Below are 16697 nucleotides of genomic sequence, written 5' to 3'. Positions count from 1 at the left end.
CACGGGTAACCGGGGCTGTGCCCCTGTACCGGGGTGCGCGAGGAGTCTTTTCTCTCCCCCACAGCACGGGTAACCGGGGCTGTGCCCCTGTACCGGGGTGCGCGAGGAGTCTTTTCTCTCCCCCACAGCACGGGTAACCGGGGCTGTGCCCCTGTACCGAGGTGCGCGAGGAGTCTTTTCTCTCCCCCACAGCACGGGTAACCGGGGCTGTGCCCCTGTACCGAGGTGCGCGAGGAGTCTTTTCTCTCCCCCACAGCACGGGTAACCGGGGCTGTGCCCCGGTACCGAGGTGCGCGAGGAGTCTTTTCTCTCCCCTCTGTTCTGCGAGAGGGGGTAAATTCGTGACAGGATCCTGACCCCCATTGAGCCGAGTACCCGGGAGTCGGGACCTTTGGCACTTTGCCCATTGGCGCGGCTCAATAGGATGGAAGAAGCGCGGCTGTGTCGCCGTGCGACAAAGCGGAGGACCGATGATCGACGATTCCGGAACCATGACCTGGCCTTCTCGAGCGCCGAAACCCCTCAGCGCCGAGGCCCTCGCGAGCATCGACGCCTGGTGGCGGGCCGCGAATTACCTCGCCGTCGGCCAGATCTACCTGCTCGGCAACGCGCTGCTGAAAGAGCCACTCACTCGCGACCACGTCAAGCCGCGGCTGCTCGGCCACTGGGGCACCACGCCCGGCCTCAACTTTCTCTACGCGCACCTCAACCGGGCCATCCAGGAGCGCGGTCAGAGCACCATCTACATCACCGGTCCCGGCCACGGCGGCCCCGGCATGGTCGCCAACGCCTACCTCGACGGCACCTACACCGAGGTTTATGCCGACATCGAGCAGAACGCCCACGGCGTGCAGAAGCTGTTTCGCCAGTTTTCCTTTCCCGGCGGCATCCCCAGCCACGCCTCGCCCGAGCTGCCCGGATCCATCCACGAGGGCGGCGAACTCGGCTACGCGCTCAGCCACGCCTACGGGGCCGCGTTCGACAACCCGAACCTGCTCGTGGCCGCGGTCGTCGGTGACGGCGAGGCCGAAACCGGTCCACTCGCCACCAGCTGGCACTCGAACAAGTTCATCGATCCTCTGCAGGACGGCGTCGTGCTGCCCATCTTGCACCTCAACGGGTACAAGATTGCCAACCCCACCGTGCTCGCGCGTATCCCCGAAGACGAGCTGCTCGACCTCATGCGCGGCTACGGTCATACTCCTCATGTAGTCTCCGGCGGCTTCGACGGCGAAGACCCGCTGCTCGTGCACGCCCGCATGGCCGACACCCTCGACCTGGTACTCAACCAGATCGCCGACATCAAGGCGGCAGCGGCTGTGGCCGCAGCCAACAACGAAGATTTCGCCCGCCCGCGCTGGCCCATGATCATCCTCCGCACTCCCAAAGGCTGGACCTGCCCCGCCACTATCGACGGCGTGCAGGTCGAGAACACCTGGCGTGCGCACCAGGTTCCGCTCGCCAACGCCCGCGACACCCCGGCCCACACTGCCCTGCTCGAAGAGTGGATGCTCTCCTACCGTCCCGCAGAACTGTTCGACCAACAGGGTGCTCCTGTGGCACAGATCCGAGCCCTCGTCCCGGGTGGCGATCTGCGCATGAGCGCCAACCCGATCGCCAACGGCGGACTGCTCCGCCGCGACCTGCATCTGCCCGATTTTCGCGATTTTGCCGTCGACGTGCCCACCCCCGGCGCAACGTTGAACGAGGCCACGCGAGTGCTCGGCGGCTATCTGGCCGAGGTCATCCGCTTGAATCCTGACAACTTTCGCATCTTCGGGCCGGACGAAACCGCCTCGAACCGGCTGGCCCCGGCGGTCTACGAGGTGACCGCCAAGCAGTGGGACGCCGAAATGAAGCCCGGCGACACGAACCTTGCCCGGGCCGGCCGTGTCATGGAGATGCTCAGTGAGCACCAGTGTCAGGGCTGGTTGGAAGGCTACCTGCTCACCGGGCGGCACGGGCTGTTCAACTGCTACGAGGCGTTCATTCACATTGTCGATTCGATGTTCAACCAGCACGCCAAGTGGCTCAAGGTGACCGCCGATATTCCGTGGCGAGCGCCGATCGCGAGCCTCAACTACCTGCTGAGCTCGCACGTCTGGCGGCAGGATCACAACGGGTTCAGCCACCAGGACCCGGGGTTCATCGACCACGTCGTCAACAAGAGCGCCGATGTCGTGCGGGTGTATCTGCCGTTTGACGCGAACACGCTGCTGAGCACCTACGACCACTGCCTGCGCAGCGTCAACTATGTCAACGTGGTCGTCGCCGGCAAGCAGCCCGCGCCGAACCTGCTCACCATGGAAGAGGCCGTCGCGCACTGCACCCGAGGCCTCGGCATCTTCGACTGGGCCGGCACCGAGGTGCCCGGCCTCGCCCCCGATGTCGTGCTCGCCGCCGCCGGTGACGTGCCGACGCTCGAGGTGCTCGCCGCCGCCGAGATTCTGCGCGAAAACCTGCCCGACCTCAAGGTGCGGGTCGTGAACGTCGTCGACCTCATGCGGCTGCAGTCCGAGGACGACCACCCGCACGGCCTGAGCGACAGCGCCTTCGACGCCGTGTTCACGCCCGACAAGCCCATCATTTTCGCCTATCACGGCTATCCCTGGCTGATCCACCGGCTTACCTACAAGCGCCACGGCCACGAGAATCTGCACGCCCGCGGCTACAAGGAGATCGGCACCACGACGACCCCGTTCGACATGGTCATGCTCAACGACCTCGACCGGTATCACCTCGTCATGGATGTCATCGACCGCACCCCCGGCCTCGCCGCCCGCGCCGGTCTGCTTCGACAGCGCATGCAGGACTCCCGACTGGCCGCGCGCCAATACACCCGCGACCACGGCGAAGACCTGCCGTTCGTCAGCGACTGGTCCTGGTCGACACGGGATACCGCCCCCGCCGCGGCCGAGACCGGCAGCGACAATGTCTAGCGGCACCGACCTCGACCCGATCTCGCCGGGTCGTGACTGACGTGTAAGGCCCGCCCGACACTCTCCCAACCCGAATAAGCTTGAATGGACACCGTGGCTCGAAGCATCTATATCACCAGCGCCGAAGGAAATACCGGCAAATCCTCGATCGCGCTCGGCGTGCTCGACACGCTCACCCACCTGGTGGAGCGGGTCGGCGTGTTCCGTCCGGTGGCCCGCACCGCGACCGAACCCGACTACGTCGTCGAGCTTCTGCTGCGACACCTCACGGCCAATGCCGGCCCCGGAGCCGCGACCGGGCAGACTTACGAGCAGAGCATCGGTGTTAGCTACGACGACGTCAACACCGACCCCGACGCCGCCCTGGCCCACATCGTTGCGCGCTACAAGGCGCTCGAAGCCAACTGTGACACGGTTGTCGTCATTGGCAGTGACTACACCGACGTCGGCAGCCCCACCGAACTCGCCTTCAACGCGCGCATCGCCGCGAACCTCGGCGCCCCCGTGCTGCTCGTACTCGGCGGCCGGGTCGGCCCGGGCGAGGGCGAACGCCTCGGTCAGAGCGACGCCCGTTCCGCCGCGGACATCGGCCAGCAGACCGACGTCGCGCTGGCGGAACTGCGCGACGAACACGCCTCCATTTTGGCGATCATTGTCAACCGCGCCGACGAGTGCGCTCTGGCCGAGATCATTGACGCTGTGCGCGCCACCACCAACGCCCAGCCGGCGCGCTCGGGCGGTGCGTTCGGTGTGCCGATCTGGGCGATTCCCGAAGACCCCTACCTCGTCGCCCCGAGCATGCAGAGCATCATGGAGGCGACCGAGGGCACCCTGATCAAGGGCGACCCGGCGTTGCTGGCGCGCGAGGCGCTCGGCGTCGTCGTGGCCGCGATGTCGATGGTCAACGTGCTCCCGCGCCTGATCGACGGCGCTGTCGTCGTCGTGCCGGGCGACCGCGAGGACGTGCTGCTGGCCGTGCTGCTCGCCAACGCCTCCGCGACGTTCCCGTCGATCGCCGGCATCGTGCTCAATGGCGGCTTCGAGCTGCCCGACTCGATCCAGCGGCTGATGGAGGGCCTCGCGCCCTCGTTGCCGATCATCATGACCCCGCTCGGCTCCTATGACACGGCCATGCGCATTACCCGCACCCGTGGCCGCCTCGCCGCCGACTCGCAGCGCAAGCACGACACCGCGCTGGCCCTGTTCGAGACGCACGTCGACGCGGCCGCGCTGCTCGACCGGCTCGACGTGAGCCCGACCGAGGTCGTCACCCCGCTCATGTTCGAGTACGCGCTGCTGGAACGGGCTCGAAAGAACCGCCAACACATCGTGCTGCCCGAGGGTGAAGACGACCGCGTGCTGCGCGCCGCCGCCACGCTGCTGGCCCGTGATGTGGTCGAGCTGACCATTCTTGGTGAGGAATTCGAGGTGCGCTCGCGCGCCATCGGCCTCGGCCTCGACATTTCCAAAGCCCACGTCGTGAGCCCGTACGACGACCTGCTGCGCCTGAAGTTCGCGCAGGAGTACCTGCAGCTGCGCGCCCACAAGGGCATCACGCTCGACCAGGCCAACGAGACCGTCACCGACGTGAGCTACTTCGGCACCATGATGGTGCAGCAGGGGCTCGCCGACGGCATGGTCTCCGGTGCCACCCACACGACCGCGCACACCATTCGGCCGAGCTTCGAGATCATCAAGACGCAAGGAGGCGTCGGCGTGGTGTCCAGCGTGTTCCTCATGGCGCTCGCCGACCGCGTGCTCGTCTACGGCGACTGTGCCGTCATTCCGGTGCCAACGGCTGAGCAGCTTGCCGACATCGCCATCTCGGCCGCTGCGACGGCGGTGCAGTTCGGCATCGAGCCGCGCATCGCCATGCTGTCGTATTCGACCGGATCCTCCGGCGAGGGCGCCGACGTCGAAAAGGTGCGCACCGCCACAGCCCTCGTACGTGAGCGGCGTCCCGACCTGCTGGTCGAGGGCCCCATCCAGTACGATGCAGCAGCGGATGCCGCCGTCGCGGCCACAAAGATGCCCGGTTCCAGCGTGGCGGGCCGCGCCACCGTGTTCATATTTCCCGACCTGAACACCGGCAACAACACCTATAAGGCGGTGCAGCGCAGCGCCGGCGCCGTCGCGATCGGCCCCGTGCTGCAGGGCCTGCGCAGGGCGATCAACGACCTGTCGCGCGGCGCCCTCGTGCAGGACATCGTGAACACCGTCGCGATCACGGCCATTCAGGCGGCCGGGCTGACCCGTGCGTCGTCACCGCTCGCCGCCGTGGACGCGACGCCGGCCGGTGCCACCCGATGACCGCCGTTCTGGTCGTCAATTCCGGCTCGAGCTCGTTCAAGTACCAGCTGATCGAAATGGACAACGAGATCACCCTCGCGAGCGGTCTGGTCGAGCGCATCGGCGAGGTCGTCGGCGATTCCGTGCACTCCATCGCCGGGGCGACGGCGTCGGCGGCCGAGGCGGCGTCGGAGACGCGCGTTCCGGCATCCGCTGATCGAAAGTGGAACCGTGAGCTGCCCATTCCCGATCACACGGCCGGCTTCGCCGTCATGCTCGAAGCGTTCGCGACCCACGGTCCGTCGCTCGCCATGCATGCGCCGGTCGCCGTCGGGCACCGCGTCGTGCACGGCGGGGCACGCTTTCACCAGCCGACCCTGGTCACGCCGCAGGTCGAGCGTGACATCAACGAGCTGTCCGGGCTCGCGCCGCTGCACAATCCGGGCGCGCTGCAGGGCATCGTCGCAGCCGTGGAGGCGTTCGCCGACGTTCCGCACGTGGCCATTTTCGACACCGCCTTTCACCAGACCCTGCCGCCCGAAGCGTTCACCTACGCGATCAACGCTGACCTGGCCGAGCGGTTTCGCATCCGTCGTTATGGTTTTCATGGCACCAGCCACGGCTTTGTCGCGCACGAGGTGGCCAACTTTCTGCAGCGACCGGTCGAGGATCTCAACCAGATCGTGTTGCACCTCGGCAACGGCGGGTCGGCGTGTGCGGTCGAGGGGGGTCGTTCGGTCGAGACCAGTATGGGCATGACCCCGCTGGAGGGGCTGGTCATGGGCACACGTTCCGGCGACATTGACCCGGGCGTGCTGTTTCACCTGAATCGCCGTGCCGGACTCGACTTTCCTGAACTCGACACCATGCTCAACCGCGGCAGCGGACTGCTCGGCCTGACCGGGCGTGGCGACATGCGCGATGTGATCGTGGCCGCGGCCGCCGGTGACGGGCCATCGCAGCTCGCGATCGACGTGTACGTGCACCGGATCAAGGGCTATGTCGGGGCGTATTACGCGCAGCTCGGCCGGGTCGACGTGATCTCGTTCACCGCCGGTGTCGGCGAGAACGCGCCGCTCGTGCGCGAGCGCGCCCTCGCCGGGCTGGAAGCACTGGGAATCCGCATCGACCCGGTGCGCAACGCCGCCGCCGACCGAGGCGCCCGCGTCATCAGCGCCGACGACTCCGCGGTCACCGTGCTCGTCATTCCGACCAACGAGGAGCTGGAGATCGCCCGCCAGACCCTCAAGACGGTGCGTTAGCCCGCTCCTTCTCGGGCCGAGCCGGTACGTAGTGCCGGTAAGTCTGCGACACGCTGTGCCGAACGAGTATCAATCTCGGCGTGTCGCGAATGCTGCCGGTCTTGCGTTCACGGCTCACCACCACGGCTCGTTTTGGCCCCGCATTGGACTACCGCGATGGCGATTGCGGACCCACTGTGCGTCAGTGACCGTGCGTTCGATCGTCGCGAGGGTCGTTTGCCAATCGAACATGATGTGTCGATACGACAAACGTAGGGTTCGCCGACCCAGACCCTCGACCATCAGATCTCGGTCGTAGTCAGAGCCGAGCTTCGCCGCTCCGTGCCACTGCCTGCCGTCGATCTCGAGCGCGACGCAATCTTCAACGACGAGATCCTCATAGATCGAGTTCGTGCCCGAACCAATCCGTCCTTGCCCCACGACGGTATAGCCGTGATGTCGAAGCCGTCGCCGAGTAATAGTTTCGAGCCCGGAGTCGGAGGTGTTCTCCATCTCCCGTATGCCCGGCTGAAGTCGTGCGGGCGCGTGCAGGCAGAGTCTGCGCATCTGGGCGACCGTGAGGAACTTGAGATGCAGGGCAGATTCCAGACAGGCGATAGCGTTTTCTTCATCGAGGCAATGGATGGCCTGCCAGACTGCTTCGATGGGGTCGACCACCCACGACTTTCCCGGGTTTCCGAACCGCGGCCGTGCTCCGTGAAAATGCAGGGCACGCCCGCTTGAGTCCATACCCGGGCGGGTGATCGCTCCGCCGCCGCGCGCATCCGCTGGACGCATGAGGTGAAGTGCGGAGTCCAGGCCCGACCAGACTCCGAAGCGGTGCGCGGCACTGACGCAGGCGATCTGGGCATGCAGTGCACCGGCTTGACGCTGCTCGGCATCGGCATGCTCGCAGACGTAGATACCGCGGGCGGCGCGAGCGATGCAGCCCGATTGCACAGCGGCGCGAATTTCACGGGCGCTCACTCCACTCTGAAAGAGCTCGTCGGTGGTGGCGACGTGACCGAGCGAGCAAACAACCTGAAGGGGACGCATACCGAGAGGATGCTAGATCCGCACCTAAACCGTGGGACGGTGGGCAAATCTGGGTACAAGCGGATGCCTCGCCTGGTGGGGGAGGACTCATCCGCTGCAGGCAATGCCGGTCAGAATCGCGACGCGCCGCATCCCGGGCCGTGTTTGAACGGCGCGTCTCCGATCTACCGGTTTTACGTGCGGATGCGCGCGAGGGAATGGCATTGTGCGCCCGGAACGAAGCGGGCGAGTGTCGGTGCGGGCAAGTACCATTGAGAACGTGGTTACCGCCCTGTATCGCCGCTACCGGCCAGAGACCTTTGCCGAGATGATCGGCCAGTCCCAAGTGACCGATCCGCTAATGACGGCGCTCCGCACGAACCGGGTGAATCACGCCTATCTGTTCAGCGGTCCACGCGGTTGCGGTAAAACCACGAGCGCGCGCATCCTGGCCCGCTGCCTGAACTGTGCCGAGGGTCCCACCGACACTCCGTGCGGCGTCTGCCCGAGCTGTGTCGAGCTCGCCCGCAACGGCGGCGGTTCCCTCGACGTTGTCGAGATCGATGCGGCGAGCCACAACGGCGTCGACGATGCCCGCGATATTCGCGAGCGTGCCATTTTCGCGCCCGCCCGCGACCGCTACAAAATCTTCATCCTTGACGAGGCACACATGGTCACACCGCAGGGCTTCAACGCGCTGCTCAAGATCGTCGAAGAGCCGCCGGAACACGTGAAGTTCATCTTCGCGACCACCGAACCCGAAAAGGTGATCGGCACCATCCGCTCGCGCACGCATCACTATCCGTTCCGGCTGGTGCCGCCGGGGCCGATGCTCGAATACGTGCAGCACATGTGCGACACCGAGAAGATGGTCGTCGCCCCGGGTGTGCTGCCGCTCGTTGTACGCGCCGGCGGAGGCTCGCCGCGCGACACCCTGTCGCTGCTCGACCAGCTCATGGCCGGGTCCGATGGGCAGTCCATTGAGTACGAGCGCGCCGTTGCGCTGCTCGGCTACACGAGCGCTTCCCTGCTCGACGAAGCCGTTGAGGCCATCGGCACCCGCGATTCCGCTGCCGCGTTCGACGCGGTTGACCGGGTCATTCAGACCGGGCAAGATCCGCGCCGCTTCGTCGAAGACCTGCTGGAGCGCATGCGCGACCTCATCATCGTCGCGGCTACGAGCGTTGCGGGAGCCGCGGCCGTGCTGCGCGGCGTGCCGCAAGACGAGCTGGAGCGCATGAGCGTGCAGGCCGCCGCTTTCGGGCCGGCCGAACTCTCGCGCACCGCCGACATTCTGAACGCCGCGCTCACCGAGATGAGCGGGGCCACCTCGCCGCGCCTGCACCTCGAACTCATGATCGCCCGCGCCCTCATTCCTGCAACCGACGACACGACGCGCGGCGCCCTCGCCCGGGTCGAACGACTCGAGCGTCGCATCGGAGTCGACGGAGTCACGGCGGCGCCGGGTACGCCCGCAGCGGGCACACCCTTCTCAGCCGGCGCACCCTCCGCCCCTGAAGTTCGCTCCGCCCCTGAAGTTACCTCCGCCCCTGAAGTTCGCTCCGCCCCTGAAGTTACCTCCGCGACCCCACCCTCTTCGGTGGTCGAGCGTGTCGAGACGACCATCCCGGGAAAGCAGGCTGCCCGACCAGCCGTGGTCCTCGGGGCTCCGGTCTCGCTGCAGCAGCTGAAAGACGCCTGGCCCGAGATTCTCGAAGCCGTGCAGAACGAGAAGACCACTGCGTGGCTCGTCGTCTACACCGCGCACGTGCTTGGCCTGAACGGTGATGTGCTCGCGCTCTCGTTCCCGAGCCAGGCCGACGTCGACAGCTTTAAGCAGCAGAAGGTTCCCGGAATGGGAACCAGTGACTTCTTGCGCACCGCGATCGTCGCCGTGCTCGGCCTGCGGGTCAAGTTCATCGCGCGGGTCGACGCCGACCGCGAGCCGTCCCTCGCCAGCGCCTCCTCGGCTGACTCGTCGACCGTCACCGCGGAGCCTGCGCCAGCGGCCGCCGAGCCAGAAACGACTAAAGCCGCACCGGCTGCGTCTGCACCTATCGTGTCTGCACCTGCATCCACCCAGCAGATTCACGGCACAGCGAAATCGCCCGCGCCCGATGCACCCGCGCCGACGTCAATGGTCCCCTCCGGAGCGAGGCGGGAAGCAGCGACGGCAGGTGCGTCGCCGGTTGCTCCAGCCACCAGCGGATGGGCCACCGTGGCTATCCCCGGTTCGCCCAACGGTCCGGCGTTGCCGGCTGTGGCCGACGTTGCAGCTGATGCCTCAACCCCCGCCACTTCTGAGCAGCCGCTACCGAGCGCTGCCGCCATTCCGGTCTCGTCGCCAGCGTCTGAATCGTCGTTCGGGCGATCTTTCATGCCTTCCGCCCCGTCGCAGGGCCAAGACGAACCGCCGTTCGACGACGTACCTCCGCCTTTCGATGATGATGCGCCGCCCGAGATGGATGCTCCCGCCGAGGAACGCGTGCCGACCTACGTGTCGCACCAGGAGGTATCCGCTGTGCAGGCGAGCCCGGGGCAGGGCGAACAGCCGCGGGACGAACCCCAGCCACATGCGGGCAGCCAGAACCCTGGCCAGCAGGACCCTGGCCAGCAGGACCCTGGCCAGCAGAGCCCTGGCCAGCAGAGCCCTGGCCAGCAGGACCCTGGCCAGCAGAGTGCGCCGACCCCGCGCCGGCATCCGAACGCTTCCGGCCAGCGCGGCACCACGAAAGACCCCGCGCGCGCGCCGTCCTTCGCCGAGAAGCAGCGCTACGGCGAGGCCGTCGTGCGCGAGATTCTCGGTGCCACCTTCATCGAAGAACAGCCGTACACCGCGGCGCCCCGAACCAGAAACGACCACTAGACCATGTATGAAGGCATCGTTCAGGAACTGATCGACGAACTCGGCCAGCTTCCCGGTATCGGCCCGAAGTCGGCGCAGCGCATCGCGTTCCACATTCTGCAGACCGAGAAGTTCGACGTGACCCGGCTCGCCAACGTGCTGCTTGAAGTGCGCGACAAGGTGCGCTTCTGTGAGATCTGTGGCAATGTGTCCGAGCAACCGACGTGCCTCATCTGCCGCGATCCGCGTCGTAATCCCACCTCGATCTGCGTGGTGGAGGAGGCCAAGGACGTCGTCGCGATCGAACGTACCCGCGAGTTCAAGGGCCTCTATCACGTGCTCGGCGGAGCCATCAGTCCGATCGACGGCGTCGGCCCCGACGACCTGAGTATCCGTCAGCTGATGCAGCGCCTCGCCGACAACACCGTACAAGAGGTGATCATCGCGACCGACCCGAACCTGGAGGGGGAGGCTACGGCCACCTACCTCTCCCGCCTGCTGACGACTCTCGAGATCAAGGTAACCCGTCTCGCCTCCGGGCTGCCGGTCGGTGGGGACCTCGAGTATGCCGATGAGGTCACCCTCGGACGCGCTTTCGAGGGCCGACGCGAGGTCACCCACTAGTCAGCCCCGCCCCCGCCCACATGCGTTCCGGGCCCGGCGAGTGGGTGGCCTCATCCGCTCCCACGAACCACCCACCCCCACCGCCGCACGGCGTCACATGTGGGCACTCGTGAGCACCAGCATTTAGGATGGGAACTTGGACGTGGCGCGCACCCCAGCCCGTTCACCCCCATCTCAGGAGTCATATGAGCTTGATCGTGCAGAAGTTTGGCGGGTCGTCCGTCGCCGATGCCGAAAGTATCAAGCGGGTCGCCAAGCGCATCGTCGACACACGCAAGGCCGGCAACGAGGTTGTCGTCGCCGTCTCGGCGATGGGCGACAGCACTGACGAGCTGCTCGACCTTGCCCACCAAGTCACCCCGCTGCCCGCCCCGCGCGAGCTTGACATGCTGCTCACCGCCGGCGAGCGCATCTCGATGGCTTTGCTCGCGATGGCGATCAAGAGTCTCGGTTACGACGCCCGCTCCTTCACCGGCAGCCAGGCCGGCATGATCACGGATGCCCGCCACGGCTCGGCGCGTATCGTCGACGTCACGCCCGGACGCATCCGCTCGGCCCTCGACGAGGGTGCCGTCGCCATCGTCGCGGGCTTCCAGGGCTTCAACCGCGACACCAGGGACATCACCACTCTCGGCCGCGGCGGCTCCGACACCACCGCCGTCGCCCTCGCTGCCGCGCTCGGCGCCGACATTTGCGAGATTTACACGGATGTCGATGGCGTCTTCACCGCCGACCCGCGCGTCGTGCCTCGCGCCCGTAAACTCGATCGCGTCACGAGCGAGGAGATGCTGGAACTGGCCGCCGCGGGCGCCAAAGTTCTGTATATTCGCGCTGTGGAATATGCTCGCCGCCACGGCGTCACGCTGCACGTGCGCTCCTCGTTCAACAACAACATTGGCACCATCGTGTACAACGCCGCGACCGCGCGAGAAAATGGAGAAATCGTGGAAGAGCCAATCATCGCCGGAATCGCCGCTGACCTGAGCGAGGCGAAGGTCACCGTGGTCGGCGTGCCCGACATTCCCGGCAAGGCCGCGCTCATCTTCAAGATCGTCGCGCGCACCAACGCCAACGTCGACATGATCGTGCAGAACGTGTCCGCTGCCGCCACCGGGCTCACCGACATCTCCTTCACGCTCCCCAAGTCGGAAGGCCAGCAGGTGCTCACCGCGCTGACCAACGAGCGGGAGCTCATCGGCTTCACGAGCCTGCAGTACGACGACCAGATCGCCAAGCTCGCCCTGGTCGGCGGCGGCATGCGCACCAATACCGGCGTCTCGGCGAAGCTGTTCGAGGCGCTCTACGAAGCCGGAATCAACATCGAAATGATCTCCACGAGTGAAATTCGCATCTCGGTCGTCACCCGCGCCGACACCATCAACGAAGCCCTTCGCGTGGTGCACACCGCATTCGGGCTCGACGGCGAGATCGAAGCCGTCGTGCAAGGCGGCTCCGGCCGCTAGCTCCACCCGCTCCACCCGCCCACACCACCTCGGCATCACTGCTCCCGGTGGCTAATTCCGCAAATCGACCTCGAACATCCGCTCGGGGGCCGAAATACGCGCACATCTGCCGACTTTTTCTGAATGAGCCACTGCGGACAGCCTCGAACGACGTTAGGAAACATACGTGACCAACTCAGCCAGCACAGCCGGCATCCATATCGGCGTCGTCGGAGCCACCGGGCAGGTCGGCGCCGTGGTGCGTCGCCTGCTCGAGGAGCGTGACTTTCCGGTCAAGAGCATTCGTTTCTTTGCCTCGGCCCGCTCGGCCGGCACCACCCTCGCCTTCAAGGGCGAGCAGATCACGGTCGAAGACGCCTCGGTCGCTGATCCGACCGGGCTCGACGTCGCCATCTTCTCGGCCGGTGCCACGCTCTCCAAGGCGCAGGCCCCCCGTTTCGCCGCCGCCGGCGCGCTCGTCGTCGACAACTCCTCGGGCTGGCGCATGGACCCGGATGTTCCCCTCGTCGTGAGCGAGGTCAACCCGGAAGCCATCAAGCAGGCCGTCAAGGGCATCATCGCCAACCCGAACTGCACCACCATGGCCGCCATGCCGGTGCTCAAGGTCCTGCACGACGAAGCCGGCCTCAAACGACTCATCGTCAGCACCTACCAGGCGGTCTCGGGCAGTGGGCTGGCCGGCGCGTTCGAACTGGCCAGCCAGGTGCGCGTTGCCGCGCAAGACGAGAACCTGTTCCAGCTCGTGCACGACGGCAGCGCGGTCGCCCTGCCCGAGCCCACCATCTACGCCCGCCCGATCGCGTTCGATGTGATCCCGCTGGCCGGTTCCATCGTCGACGACGGCCAGTTCGAAACCGACGAAGAGAAGAAGCTGCGCAACGAGAGCCGCAAGATTCTCGGCCTGCCCGAGCTGCTCGTCTCCGGAACCTGCGTGCGCGTTCCCGTGTTCACCGGCCACTCTCTCTCGATCAACGTCGAGTTCGCGAAGCCGATCAGCGTCGCCCGCGCCCAGGAGTTGCTCACAACCGCCCCCGGCGTCGAACTGACCGATATTCCCACTCCGCTCCAGGCGGCCGGGCAGGACGCAAGCTTCGTCGGTCGCATCCGACAAGACGAAGGCGTAGCGGATGGCCGTGGCCTGGCCCTCTTCATCAGCAACGACAACCTGCGCAAGGGCGCCGCGTTGAACGCCGTGCAGATCGCGGAGCTCATTGCCGCCGACCTCGTCGTCGCCTAACCGCGTCAACCAGTCGCTGAGCCGCGCCGCCGCGCTGAGCCGCGCTGCCTCTTTGCCCGAACCGCGCCAGTGTCACTGCTGATTGGAATCAGAACGTACCCACATGCCCTTATTGGGTTCAGTTCGCGTATGCTGTGAATTCGTGAGCCGAAGTGGGGTGTTGGGCGTGCTGCAGCGCGTCTCCTTTGTCGTGTTCACGGCCGTGGGGCTGGTGTTTATTCCTGGTGCATTCACCATGGTTCTTGCTGATCCGGGCAGCGGAGTCGCTGCGGCGCTGTGCGGAATTCTGTGCGTCGCCGCCCTCGAAATAGCGTGGATTGGGCTGGGCAGTGTGCCGCATCGCGCGCCCGCCATCAGCGTGCCGGTTCTGGCTGTTCCCGCGCTCGTCCCCGTGCTCCCCGTTCAGGCCATCATCGGCGTCGTGATGTTCGGAGTCCTGGCGGCGTTACTCGTGGAGTCCCGCCGCATCGGGGTGTCCGTGTACAGCGCGGGCCTCGTGGGCGTCAGCTGCATGGTCTATTTCCTCATCGCGTGGTTCCTCGGCCAGGTCGGCCTGGCCGTGCTGCCGGCGGTCGCAGTGGCATCCGCCGGGTATGTCCTGTTCGTGTTGTCCCTCGAAGTGCTGCGGGTGCGCCTGATCAATGCCCCCGCCGATATCGGCGGCCGACCGCTCATCTCGGCGGTGCGCCTCGGCTTGCTGCTGGTCGGCGTTGCGGCGTTGACCATGTTCTCGGCGTACTGGGCCGACGTCGGCCTGCCCCTGCCCGGTTCGGGCCTCACCCGCATCGATACCGCCGTCGGCACGCTGCTGGGAAGTTTCATGGTGGCGCTGTTTGTGATCGTTCTGCGTACGGTGTGGGACATGCGACGTCGACTGAACGGCCTCGTGGTCGGCAGCAGCAGTCTGAGCGCCATCCACAGCGTGGACAGCCTTGCCGACGCTCTCTGTGCAGCGGCGGCCAGCGCGGTCGGCGTGCAGTCGATTGTCGTGCAGACCCGCCCGGCCGAGGCCGGAGCTATCGGCGTGGCGGTCAGTTTCACTCCCGGTGAGCCACAGTTTCTCGTCGCCCGCCGCGACCCGATGGACGGCGCGTTCTCCGGGCTTGACCGCCGCGCGCTGCAAGCCCTCGCGGCCACCGCCGAATTGGCGGTGCAGGCCCGGCAGAACGTGGCAGGCCTCACCGCGCGGGCCAACACCGATCCGCTCACCGGTCTGCACAACTACGGTGCCTTTCAGGAGGCGCTCGACACCATCAACAGCACCCGCAGCGACGCGGAAGCCATCGCCGTGCTGTTCCTGGACCTCGACGGATTCAAACGACTGAACGACACCTACGGGCATCAGGCCGGCGATGAGGTGCTGCGGGCGCTCGGCCAGCGGCTGCGCCAATCGGTACGTCCACACGACGTCGTCGCGCGGGTCGGCGGTGACGAATTCGTCATCATCCTCACCCGATTGGCGACCCTGGACGAAGCCAAAGCCATCGCCGAGACGGTCCTGGCGGCATCCGCTGTGCCGCTCAACATCGGCGCCGACACCATCACCCCGAGAATCAGCATGGGCCTCGCGTTCTCCGCCCTCGTTGAAACGGATGTCGCCTCTCTCGTTCACGACGCCGACCACAGCATGCTCATGGTCAAGAAAAACCGCCGCCGCGGCAGCATGGACGGCGTGGCCAGCATCAACGTGTCGGGTCACCGGCCCTCGCAGTTCAACGCCACGGTCGCCCGCGCCATCGACGAAAACCGGCTGCCACTGGCCTATCAGCCGATCGTCAGCCTCATCACCGGCCGCATCTGGGCGTTTGAGGCGCTGCTGCGCTACGTCGACCCGGAACTGGGCACGATCTCGCCGCCATCGCTGGTGGAGACCGCCAAAAGCCTGGGCCGGTTCGACAAACTGACCCGGCAGATTGCCGAGCAGGCCATGGCCGCGGCGGCCGAGTTTCGTCTGGTCGAACCCGGCATTGTCTGTATGACCGTAAATGTCGAGGCCGGACAGCTTGCGCCGGAACGGCTCGGCACGTTCGCGGAAGACCTGAACAATCGCTTCCCCGAGATCACGCTCTGCCTCGAGCTCAACGAGCGCTCGGCCGTGCGCGTGTCCGCGCAGATTCGTGCGCAAACCAACCGACTGCGCGACCTCGGCATTCTGATCGCCCTCGATGACTACGGCTCCGAAGATTCTTCGGTCGATTCGCTCGTGCGGGTGCCGATGGACATCCTCAAGATCGATCGCAGTCTGGTCGACGACCTCGCCGACATCCGCCAGCGCGAGGTGCTCACCGCGCTGCAGAGTTTTGGAGACAAGCTGGAATATTCAATGATTGTCGAGGGCGTCGAGAACGCCCACATGGCGGAGCAGCTGGCTCGGCTCGGCATTCGCAGCGCCCAGGGTTTTCATTTTGGTGTGCCCCAGGGGTTCACCGAGACCGTCGACCGGCTCGATGAATTCGGGGCGAAGGCCGTGCTGCCAGTGCCGGCGACGCCCACGGCGCACGCCGCGGTCGCGCCGTCATGATCCGACGCCGCTGCCGACCAGACCGTGCACACCAGTGTCGGGTTGAACGATCCCTTTTTCTCTCCCAGCTGCTGGTCGGTTCGTCGACCCTTCTTCTGGTCGCCGTGTCCGGGCTGCTCGACATTCAGCTTTTCACCAACCAGCTGTTTCTGGCCGGCATTCTCATCGTCTTCGTCTCCACCGGGGTTGCGGTGGGGTGCCGTGGCGGTACCTCGACAAGAACTGGATCATGGTTCTACCGCGCCGATTCGGCGCAAGGGTCGAGTATTCACGGCACAGCCTCGGACTGAGATCAGCCGGGTCATCTGCCGCCGGCACGGGCGGCGAGCCGTGGTTCGAATCGGCTCCCGGCAAGGGCACCACCGCGGCGATGCCGTCGAGGCCAGTGCTCGTGGCGAACGTCTCAAACCCGGCCCGGGTGAGAACGGCCTCGAGCAGGTTGCGAATGTCGGCGTCATTTTTTCGATGATGACGGCGACGCCCTGTTCGGCGTTTTCTGACCC

10 protein-coding genes are annotated in these 16697 nt (G+C 66.2%); 9 read left to right on the top strand and 1 reads right to left on the bottom strand.

What is annotated here, in order from left to right; translation table 11 throughout:
• The first annotated feature begins 491 nt into the window (after positions 1-491).
• From IWX77_RS12570 to IWX77_RS12560, 3 genes are all read left to right on the top strand, one after another.
• Entirely contained in the window at positions 492-2939 is a 2448-nt protein-coding gene (locus IWX77_RS12570; protein ID WP_327012188.1) for a phosphoketolase family protein, read from the top strand.
• 93 nt (positions 2940-3032) lie between these two features.
• On the top strand, positions 3033-5249 hold the full coding sequence (gene pta, locus IWX77_RS12565) for a phosphate acetyltransferase (protein ID WP_196844851.1): 2217 nt from the start codon (positions 3033-3035) through the stop codon (positions 5247-5249).
• Complete coding sequence (locus IWX77_RS12560; RefSeq protein ID WP_196844850.1) at positions 5246-6490, top strand: acetate/propionate family kinase; 1245 nt, start codon at positions 5246-5248, stop codon at positions 6488-6490. Before pta ends, IWX77_RS12560 begins: the two co-directional genes overlap by 4 nt.
• A gap of 114 nt (positions 6491-6604) precedes the next feature.
• Here IWX77_RS12560 and IWX77_RS12555 read toward each other — a convergent pair whose 3' ends face one another.
• A complete protein-coding gene (locus IWX77_RS12555; RefSeq protein WP_196844849.1) occupies positions 6605-7525 on the bottom strand; it encodes a type IV toxin-antitoxin system AbiEi family antitoxin domain-containing protein in 921 nt (306 codons plus the stop codon).
• A 259-nt stretch (positions 7526-7784) separates the two neighbouring features.
• Here IWX77_RS12555 and IWX77_RS12550 point away from each other — a divergent pair, with 259 nt between their 5' ends.
• The 6 genes from IWX77_RS12550 to IWX77_RS12525 all read left to right on the top strand — a co-directional run bounded on the left by IWX77_RS12550 (position 7785) and on the right by IWX77_RS12525 (position 16484).
• Positions 7785-10370 carry a DNA polymerase III subunit gamma and tau gene (locus tag IWX77_RS12550; protein WP_196844848.1) on the top strand — a complete coding sequence of 862 codons (2586 nt, stop codon included), beginning with the start codon at positions 7785-7787 and terminating at the stop codon, positions 10368-10370.
• 3 nt (positions 10371-10373) lie between these two features.
• Positions 10374-10973 (top strand): recombination mediator RecR, encoded by a 600-nt coding sequence (gene recR / locus IWX77_RS12545; protein ID WP_196844847.1) that lies wholly within the window; start codon positions 10374-10376, stop codon positions 10971-10973.
• 185 nt (positions 10974-11158) lie between these two features.
• Positions 11159-12436, top strand: a complete 1278-nt coding sequence (locus tag IWX77_RS12540; RefSeq protein ID WP_196844846.1) for an aspartate kinase — start codon at positions 11159-11161, stop codon at positions 12434-12436.
• Positions 12437-12602: 166 nt separating this feature from the next.
• Positions 12603-13673, top strand: coding sequence for an aspartate-semialdehyde dehydrogenase (locus IWX77_RS12535; RefSeq protein WP_196844845.1), 1071 nt, complete (start codon positions 12603-12605; stop codon positions 13671-13673).
• Positions 13674-13815: 142 nt separating this feature from the next.
• Positions 13816-16194, top strand: coding sequence for an EAL domain-containing protein (locus IWX77_RS12530; RefSeq protein WP_196844844.1), 2379 nt, complete (start codon positions 13816-13818; stop codon positions 16192-16194).
• The gene (locus IWX77_RS12525; RefSeq protein WP_196844843.1) at positions 16191-16484 is read left to right on the top strand and encodes a hypothetical protein; all 294 of its coding nucleotides are present in this window, start codon (positions 16191-16193) and stop codon (positions 16482-16484) included. Before IWX77_RS12530 ends, IWX77_RS12525 begins: the two co-directional genes overlap by 4 nt.
• Positions 16485-16697: the final 213 nt, after the last annotated feature.

The sequence above is a fragment of the Cryobacterium sp. CAN_C2 genome (assembly GCF_015751745.1).
Classification (GTDB): domain Bacteria; phylum Actinomycetota; class Actinomycetes; order Actinomycetales; family Microbacteriaceae; genus Cryobacterium.
This window is presented reverse-complemented; position numbering and strand designations above follow the sequence as displayed.